Consider the following 7661-nt stretch of genomic DNA (forward strand, 5'->3'; position numbering starts at 1 on the left):
ACACGGTGGGAGTGTCAAGCAAGAACCTTTGCCACCTTTGACCTCAATCAAGGGCCTGGACTGCAACAGGCATCCGATCCCTTCCCAAACGGCACTGCCCTGGATTTCGACGATCCAAGAGCCAGGGCAGCGACATCGGACTCAGGACTATTTGGTAGGAGCGGCAGGTGTCTTGCCACTGCGGGCCAAAAATGCATCCAGTTCAGCGATTTCCTTTTTCTGAGCGGCAACGATGTCCTTGGCCATCTTGAGCATTTTCGGGTCCTTGCCATCCCGCAACTGGGCCTGGGCCATGTCAATCGCACCCTGGTGGTGGACCCGCATCATCTGGGCAAAATCCACATCTGGGTTGCCCGACATTGGCACGGATGCCATCTTGTCGTTGTTCTCTTTCATCATTGCCTTCATGTCCATCTTGCCGTGAGGCATCGATTGATCCATACCGGCGCCCTTCATGCCCGAGTGGGGAGCGGTCTGGGCATGCAGTGCCAGAGGCGACAACAAGCCACAAGCTATGACAGCGGCGGCGGACAGCGAGTGAGAAGCTGGGAATGTTTTCATAGATGCTCTCCAGGAGTTAAGCAACGGGATTAAGCCGCACGCGCCATGGCGTCGCACTCTTGGGCGCACTTGAGACAAGCCTGCGCACAGGCCTTGCAGTGGTCTGCCTCATGCCTGGCGCATTCATCGGCGCAGGCCTTGCAGATCTGAGCGCACAGCGCGCAAATCGCAGCTGCATGCTCGCTATTGCGCGCCATGGCGTCGGCCGCAAAGCTACACGCTGCTGCGCAGTCGACGTCCAGGGCAATGCAGCGCGCCATCATTTTCACGTCGTCTTCTTTCAGACAAGCTGCAAAGCACTGATGGCAGGCCGTGGCGCACTCCTGGCAAGCCTCGATGCAAGACATGTATTGGTTCGGGGTGTGGTTCATCAAAATCTCCTGATAAGTAGCTCGAAAGATGAGCGGGAACCTGCGCAGTTGGCTGCGAGGAGCGTCCATCTTTTGCCGCGTGGGGTGATCGGCGCTGTAGGCTGGCATCGCCAATTGACGCGGCTTTCGAGCGATTTGCCGTCGTTATGGGCCATAGATTACGAGGAGATTTCAGGGCTGTAATTTACGCATCACATTCGCGCAAGGGTCGCCGCAACGGCCAGTTGCTATTCATATCTGCATGCCGGTCGTTTGCTCGTACAGTTGAGTTGCTGAGGCAACGACCGCGCAGCGCACTACGTTCATCGATGAAGAGCGTGATCAATGCAACATAAGCGTACGGCAAAATCATCTTGATGAAGATGTCGGGACATCGACAATCGTGCCAACAGCCACCGATTGCAAGTACGCCCGATCAAGCGTTCCCTGGCAGTTGGTGTCTTTGCGTGCAAGTTCTTCAAGCGCACACAGCACGAGATCGGCTACAGCGAGTTCCCGCTGCCTGCGCGCTTGCTCAAAAACGCGCAAAAGTGCGTAGCTGAGCATTCGACGGGCATCACCAATCTTGTAGGTCATAGCATCACCTCCATGCGTCGCTTTTGCCTAAACTGGCAGCTTAGACCTTGTCCCTGTGTGAATGTCAAGAAGAGTGCAGGCCCTTAGGAAATCGCCTTCGAGCGAAGGTCCATCCTTCGCTCATGCGCTTTTCAGAGCATGCCCGCACCCCCATGCGGCCTGTGGCTTTCAAAATCGTAATCGGAAGGTCACCGCTTCGTAGGGGTGCGGCTTCTAGACTTCTCTCCGTGGCGCAGAAAAACGCCACCTGGATGGACCATATCGGGCATCCGGCGCCACAGGAGACCATCATGAAAATTCGTACCGCCATCCTCGTCGCCAGCCTCGCTGCATCCGCTACAGCGTCCTTTGCCACTTCGGTGTACCACGCAAGCCCAAGCCAGGAAGAAGGCGTGAGTCTGGCCCCCGACCACCTGGGCAACGCGGTCAGCCGCCAAGCTGTCGAAAACACCGTTCTGGCCGCTCAAAAGGACGGTTCGCTGTACTGGATCAGCCGTGGCTACCCCGCTACCTATCCGCTCGTCCCCGGTCCCAAGCTCACCAAGACCCGCCAGCAAGTTCTGGATGAGTTGCAGGCCGCCAAGCGCAACCCTGTGACCAGCGATGGCATGCGCGACCTGGGCGGCGAGGCAGGTTGGGTCAACGCCCGCCAACTCCCCTGAGCTGTCTCAACGACTACCTGCAATCGTGTGCCCCTTCAAGACCGGCCTGCGGTTGCACTCAAACCACCATCATTTACTCAACAAGGAAATCCCATCATGAAACTCAAGTCCACCCTCATCGTCCTTTCCCTCGTCGCCGCCCCCGCATTTGCTTCGGACCAAGCGGTCAGCAAGACGCGCGAACAAGTGCGGGCTGAATTGGCGCAGGCTCAGCGAAGCGGCGACATGCTCGCCTTTGGCGAATCGGGTCTTACGCTCAAACAGATCAATCCTGGCGCCTATCCCGTGGCTACTTCGACTCAGGTCGGCAAATCCCGGGAGCAAGTGCGGGACGAGTTGGAGCAGGCTATCCGCACAGGCGACATCATGGTGGCCGGCGAGTTCGGGGTCAAACGCAATGAACTGATGTCAGGCCGCTATCCCACCGTGGCGAGCAAATCGCTGAAGACACGCGACCAGGTCAAGAGCGAGCTGGCACGTGCCATCCGCGAGGGCGAAGTCGTCGCTGTGGGCGAAGACGGCCGCAAACTCAACGAAATCTATCCGGACCGATACCACGCAGCGCAGCATGCTGCCGTCGCCGTCACATCGGATGAGTCCACCAAGGCTCCCCGCTTCTAAATCGGTCCGGTCCACGTGAGGACGTCGATGCCTGGCAAGAGCGCCTGCATAGCGAACCATAGGCCCAAGGAAAATATGTCTGTAGGGGCATCGGAGGCATCGGCGCGATGCGAACCTCAGCTCGGCTCTTTGCGGCACAGACAGTAGATGAACTTCTGGACGGTGCCGAGTGGCGTATGGTGCTCTTCGCGCGCTTGCTGCAAGAGCGTGAATGGGGCCCCGAATTGCGCGTGCAAGCCGTCGGCGCTGTAGCGCATGACGGGCAAACCGCTGCACCTCTCTGGTCCGTCTTCTGCAAACGTCGCCACGATGACGTGACCGCCGGGCTTGACAGCGCGCAGAACCGCCTGAACGTAGGCCTCCCGCTCGTGCGACGAGGTAAGGAAATGAAAAACGGCCCTGTCATGCCAAACGTCGTAGGCATGCCGTGGAAGGTCCACGCGCGTAATGTCGCTCACAAGCCAGGTTACGGTGTCCGCACGCGCCCCCAGTCGAGACCGTGACGCCGACAAAGCAGCCTCGGACAAGTCAAGAACCGCGACCTTCATGTACCCCTCATCAAGCAAATCATCGACCAAAGTTGAAGCACCCCCTCCAATATCAATGATGCTCGCATCACGGGCGACTGAAGTCTGCCGAATGAGCTGGGTGGATTGCTGAGCGTGTTCCTGAAACCAACTCACCCCAGAGGTGGGCTTTGCCGTGTAGACCTGCTCCCAATGATCTTTGGACTGCATGTAAATCTCCAATGAAAGTACGCGCGTCTATGCTCTCGCAGGAATGTGCCGACTTCGCTGGGAAGCGTCCGCGCCGATCTGTGCTCCGACTACGTGGCTTTTGCCCAGAGCAAGTCACACCTGCATATTCATCACATCGGTGTAGGCTTGAACAATTCGGTTACGACTTTGCAGGGTAGCCTGAAACGCAATGTTCGACTTGACTCCGGCGAGCATCGTTTCTTCCAAGCTGACCGTGGGATTGCCGAGTGTGACCTCACGACTCAGCCGACCCGACTCACTTTGCAAATGGCTGGTGGTTGTCAGCGCCTGCTTCATCGCGTCCAGAAAACCGCCTTCCTGGATGCTCGGCGCTTTGTGCACAGAGTTTCCCAACAAGCCGACTGGCGATAGAGCATCTAATGGCTTAGTAGTGACGTTCATGTCGAGAGCTTCTTGGTTTTGGCGAAGAATTTGCGAAGTGCCGCCTCGGAGATCTCTACCAAGGTGATGACTCATCGTAGCTAATGGCGCCTGACCTGTAACTTTTGCGACGCAAGCCTCTGCCCCTCAATCCCTGCGTTTGGGATAACAGGAACTTCATCTTGCCGACATCCCCGAGGATTGCCTCCCCCTGGGCCCAAGGAGCCAAACCCACAGGGACCGCGCCGCGCCGATGAACCGTGGCTCACAGCCGCTGCGAAATCTCTAGCAGCGGCTTGATGCTGGACCCAAAGCGGCTCATGGAAGCATGGTTCTGCTCCAGCTGGCTGTAAGGCAAGTACCGGATTCCAAGCTCCGACACCCTGGAGAAGGCAGGCCTTTGAAGTTGCTCAGCGACCTTGTCTCTGCGATTGTCTGGAGCCACCAGAAACAGCGCACAGTTGCCTGCAACCGGCGTGCCCAAGGCCAGATCGAGCATGCGGACGATGCCCGAATAGATGGACGTGGTGTGTTCGACTTCGAATGCAGCGGCGAATTGCGAGGTCTGGGGATCAACCCATACAACATCGATCAGTCGCACAGACTCCAGTCCTCGGTCCAGGCTGGCGGGCAACTGCGCCATGCATCCATCTCCCAGCAGCCCCCCGCCATGGGCGCGGCCCCGGTCGTTGGACGCTATCCAGACCTCAAAGCCGAGGGCCTTGCCCAGGTCGCGCAGCGAAGCCTGGACACCCGTGTGCGTCGCATCGCTCTCGGTAGCTTGGGACAGTTCCCGTTGCAATGCGGTGGATTCCTGACGTACGCGTTCTAGATCCTCTTGCCACAAAGCAGCGGCTGCAGCGTCCATTGCCGGAGGCGGTGCGGCATATCGGCCACTGCCTATATCAAACATGCCTGATTAGCCACTTACCTCAGATACCCGCAGTAGCTTCAAAGGCAGTGGAGGAGTAGTCACCAAGGCCCTCAACAGTCTGGGCAGCATGGCAGGCAGATCAAAGCGGCGGTTGAATCGCCAGCAGAACTCGGCCAAGTAGCGCTGGGCATACCTGGTGTGGTCAAACGAGTGATAGGTCCCTGCCATGCTGGTCTTGAGGTTGCCCAGCAATGTGTTCACCCAACGCAACTGGGGTGTCTGCGCCCCCTGGCGGCCTCCACCCGTGACGTAACGCTCATGCGTGGCCTGGGCCTGGCGCACCTGGGCAAAGGCACGCGTGCCATCGCTGACCACGTGGCAGCCCGCAGTCAGGTGGCGACTGGCCCATTGCCGCATGTGCTCATTGGTAAAGTCCGCCACAGGCGTCAGGCGCATGTACAGGGGACGGCCATCGGCGCTTGTCTGCACCGCAGCGACGAAGGCCGTCTTGTTGGCCGCCTTGCGCCCGCCGTTGATATGGCCCGCACGCTCCCCGCCGAGGTAGGCATCGTCGATCTCCACACGCCCTTGCAGACGGTAGCGCTCATCGCGCTGCGCCATGGTCTGCATCAGCTTGTGCTTCACGAGCCACGCCGTTTTGTAGGACACGCCCAATTGGCGCTTGAGCGCCAGGGCGCTGATGGCGTTCTTGTGTTGTGTCAGCAGGTACATGGCCAGGAACCACAGCCTCAGGGGCAGGTGGGTGTGCTCCATCACGGTGCCCACGATGGATGAGCTTTGGTAGCCACAGATGAAACACTCCCACAGCAATCGACCGCTGCCATTACGGGTGTGAAAGAAGCGTTTGCAGCCGCAGTGTGCGCACTGCCAGCCCAGGGGCCAGCGGGCGGCCACAAGAGCGCGCTCGCACTGCTGCTCGCTGCCGTACAGGGCCTGAAACTGGGGCAGTGACAGGCCGCGTTGGAACTGGATGGCATTGATGGACATTGCTGCTCCTTGGCCGATGGCTCGGCATGTGTGTTGGAGCCGGCTATCCCGTGTTCGTTCGGTTCAGTCTGAGGTATGTCGCTAATCAGGCAAACATGAGTCCCGCGATCGCGCCCAGATCGTTCGATAGTTTCAGCCGGTACTGCGCGTTCAGGCGAAGCAAACCCTCGCGCATCGAGAGATAGTGGTCCCAGCGCCCAAGCTTCATGCGCCCCCCGGTCACGGCGTTGAACCCGGCGACGATGGCTGTATTGAAAGGGGATACCAGTGTCGGGCGGATGAAGTACAGCAAGTTAGCGACTGCTGGGCCCAGGCCTTTGATGCCAATCGCATCCATGCGCTGTATGGCGGCCACAACGTCTTCTGCGCAATCGCAGTGATCGCAGGTGTGCAGGAGGTCCGCAAAAGCGCGCTGGTTGCTCGGGTTCTCGTAGATGTCCGGAATGCGCAGCTTGGGTTTCCAGAGGAACGCGTGGTCCGCACCCTTGAAGATCTGGCGCTGCTCCGCCACGGAGCCAACGATTGTCTCTAACGAGGATCCTCGGTAGGCGTTGCCAAACGTTCCCGCCCGGATGTCCTCCACCACTTGCGCAATGCCTCGGCGAATAGAGCGGAAGTTTTTGATCCGCTGATCCCACAGGAACCAGGTGTTGTAGGTGCTGCTGGGATCTGCCTTCCAGCAGTCAATGAGGGTGGCCAGGGGGTCATGCATCTGTTGTGAGGCGCTTGCCAATGTTCTGAGCACTGGGGAAATACATCGAAAAACAAGTCCTGCCATCGGCCGAACTCACAGAGATGCGGCCTCGGTGCGCATGAACAATCGCCTGGGTGATAGACAAGCCCAAGCCCGCACCGTCGGAGTCCAGTTGCTTGCGCGACTTGTCTGCCCGAAAGAAGCGGTCGAAAAGGCGGGGGATCATCTGCGCGTCGATGGAAGGTCCAGTGTTGACTACATCCACGGTGGTTCCGTGAACGTCCCCTTGAATGTCAACGACCACCTGTTCTCCAGGGGGGGTATAGCGAATGGCGTTGGACAGGAGATTGCTCAGCGCCCGGCGCAGCATCAACCGATCGCCAGTGATCTCTGCCGCCCCAATAAGCTGCAGACCGACCTGCTTTTCTTCGGCAAGGGCCTCGTAGAAGTCAAACAGGGCCTGTGCTTCGTCGTGGACAGCAATTTTTTCCGTACTGGGAAGAATGAGTCCGTGGTCGGCTTTCGCCAGGAACAACATATCCGCCACCATGCGGGCCAGACGCTGGTACTCCTCGGCGTTAGAGGCCAGTATGTCCTGATACTCCCCGCAGGAGCGAGGCTGGCTGAGCGTGACCTGTGTCTGCGTCATCAGGTTGTTGATCGGCGTACGCAACTCGTGGGCCAGATCCGAAGAAAACTCGGACAAGCGATCAAACTCCTCTTTCAAGCGCCGGAGCATCTCGTTGAGGGTTGTAGCCAAGTCTGCCATCTCCACCGGAAACTCCTGAGTTGGCATCCGATCGTCCAGCCGCTGCGCCGTGATCGCCATCGCGCGAGACCGCATTGTCCGAAGGGGCGCCAAGCCATTCTTTGCAGCCCACCAGCCCAGGATCCCAGCCACCAGCGTTGCCAATGCCACGTAACCCACGAGCACCCGAATCAGGCCTTGCATGAAATGCTTGTGGTGTGCGATGTCCAACGCGACCCAAATCTGGAGCGGTGCTTGAGAGGCGCCCGGCATCGATACGGATTCGGACATCCCTCGGTACTCGCGGTCATTGGTCTGCCAGGATGCGACCCCCAAGCGGGCTTTCTGGGTTTGGGCGATGAGGTCCTGTGGAAACTGGAAACCCGTGGTCGCGTAAAGCGGGTCCT

Annotated in this window: 10 protein-coding genes and 1 pseudogene; 2 read left to right on the forward strand and 9 right to left on the reverse strand. The window is 59.0% G+C overall.

Annotation, left to right across the window (positions count from 1 at the left end):
- Positions 1-147: 147 nt before the first annotated feature.
- The 3 genes from ACSQ22_RS26050 to ACSQ22_RS26060 form a co-directional block, all read right to left on the reverse strand.
- Positions 148-456: a DUF305 domain-containing protein gene (locus ACSQ22_RS26050; protein ID WP_051022494.1), complete on the reverse strand. Its 309-nt coding sequence runs from the start codon at positions 454-456 to the stop codon at positions 148-150.
- A gap of 134 nt (positions 457-590) precedes the next feature.
- Positions 591-1001 carry a four-helix bundle copper-binding protein gene (locus ACSQ22_RS26055; RefSeq protein WP_370110674.1) on the reverse strand — a complete coding sequence of 137 codons (411 nt, stop codon included), beginning with the start codon at positions 999-1001 and terminating at the stop codon, positions 591-593.
- Positions 1002-1280: 279 nt separating this feature from the next.
- On the reverse strand, positions 1281-1508 hold the full coding sequence (locus ACSQ22_RS26060; protein WP_147433798.1) for a hypothetical protein: 228 nt from the start codon (positions 1506-1508) through the stop codon (positions 1281-1283).
- Between the two features lie 290 nt (positions 1509-1798).
- Between ACSQ22_RS26060 and ACSQ22_RS26065 the strand changes: the two genes are divergently transcribed.
- Together ACSQ22_RS26065 and ACSQ22_RS26070 are read left to right on the forward strand one after the other, a co-directional pair.
- Complete coding sequence (locus tag ACSQ22_RS26065) at positions 1799-2170, forward strand: hypothetical protein (RefSeq protein WP_436131947.1); 372 nt, start codon at positions 1799-1801, stop codon at positions 2168-2170.
- A 96-nt stretch (positions 2171-2266) separates the two neighbouring features.
- Complete coding sequence (locus tag ACSQ22_RS26070; RefSeq protein WP_008904063.1) at positions 2267-2791, forward strand: DUF4148 domain-containing protein; 525 nt, start codon at positions 2267-2269, stop codon at positions 2789-2791.
- 116 nt (positions 2792-2907) lie between these two features.
- Here ACSQ22_RS26070 and ACSQ22_RS26075 read toward each other — a convergent pair whose 3' ends face one another.
- From ACSQ22_RS26075 to ACSQ22_RS26100, 6 genes and pseudogenes are all read right to left on the reverse strand, one after another.
- Positions 2908-3528, reverse strand: coding sequence for a class I SAM-dependent methyltransferase (locus tag ACSQ22_RS26075; protein ID WP_008904064.1), 621 nt, complete (start codon positions 3526-3528; stop codon positions 2908-2910).
- A gap of 114 nt (positions 3529-3642) precedes the next feature.
- Positions 3643-3951, reverse strand: a complete 309-nt coding sequence (gene fliE / locus ACSQ22_RS26080; protein WP_056745009.1) for a flagellar hook-basal body complex protein FliE — start codon at positions 3949-3951, stop codon at positions 3643-3645.
- Positions 3952-4195: 244 nt separating this feature from the next.
- On the reverse strand, positions 4196-4732 hold the full coding sequence (locus ACSQ22_RS26085) for a hypothetical protein (RefSeq protein ID WP_436131948.1): 537 nt from the start codon (positions 4730-4732) through the stop codon (positions 4196-4198).
- Between the two features lie 117 nt (positions 4733-4849).
- Positions 4850-5812: an IS1595 family transposase gene (locus ACSQ22_RS26090; RefSeq protein ID WP_436131949.1), complete on the reverse strand. Its 963-nt coding sequence runs from the start codon at positions 5810-5812 to the stop codon at positions 4850-4852.
- A 91-nt stretch (positions 5813-5903) separates the two neighbouring features.
- A pseudogene (locus ACSQ22_RS26095) lies at positions 5904-6524 on the reverse strand (type II restriction endonuclease); the annotation flags it as partial.
- The coding region (locus ACSQ22_RS26100; RefSeq protein WP_436131950.1) for a heavy metal sensor histidine kinase at positions 6517-7661 on the reverse strand (1145 nt) is incomplete at its 5' end. The gene ACSQ22_RS26100 and the pseudogene ACSQ22_RS26095, both read right to left, overlap by 8 nt.

The sequence above is a fragment of the Acidovorax sp. LjRoot38 genome (assembly GCF_964252975.1).
Classification (GTDB): domain Bacteria; phylum Pseudomonadota; class Gammaproteobacteria; order Burkholderiales; family Burkholderiaceae_C; genus Acidovorax; species Acidovorax facilis.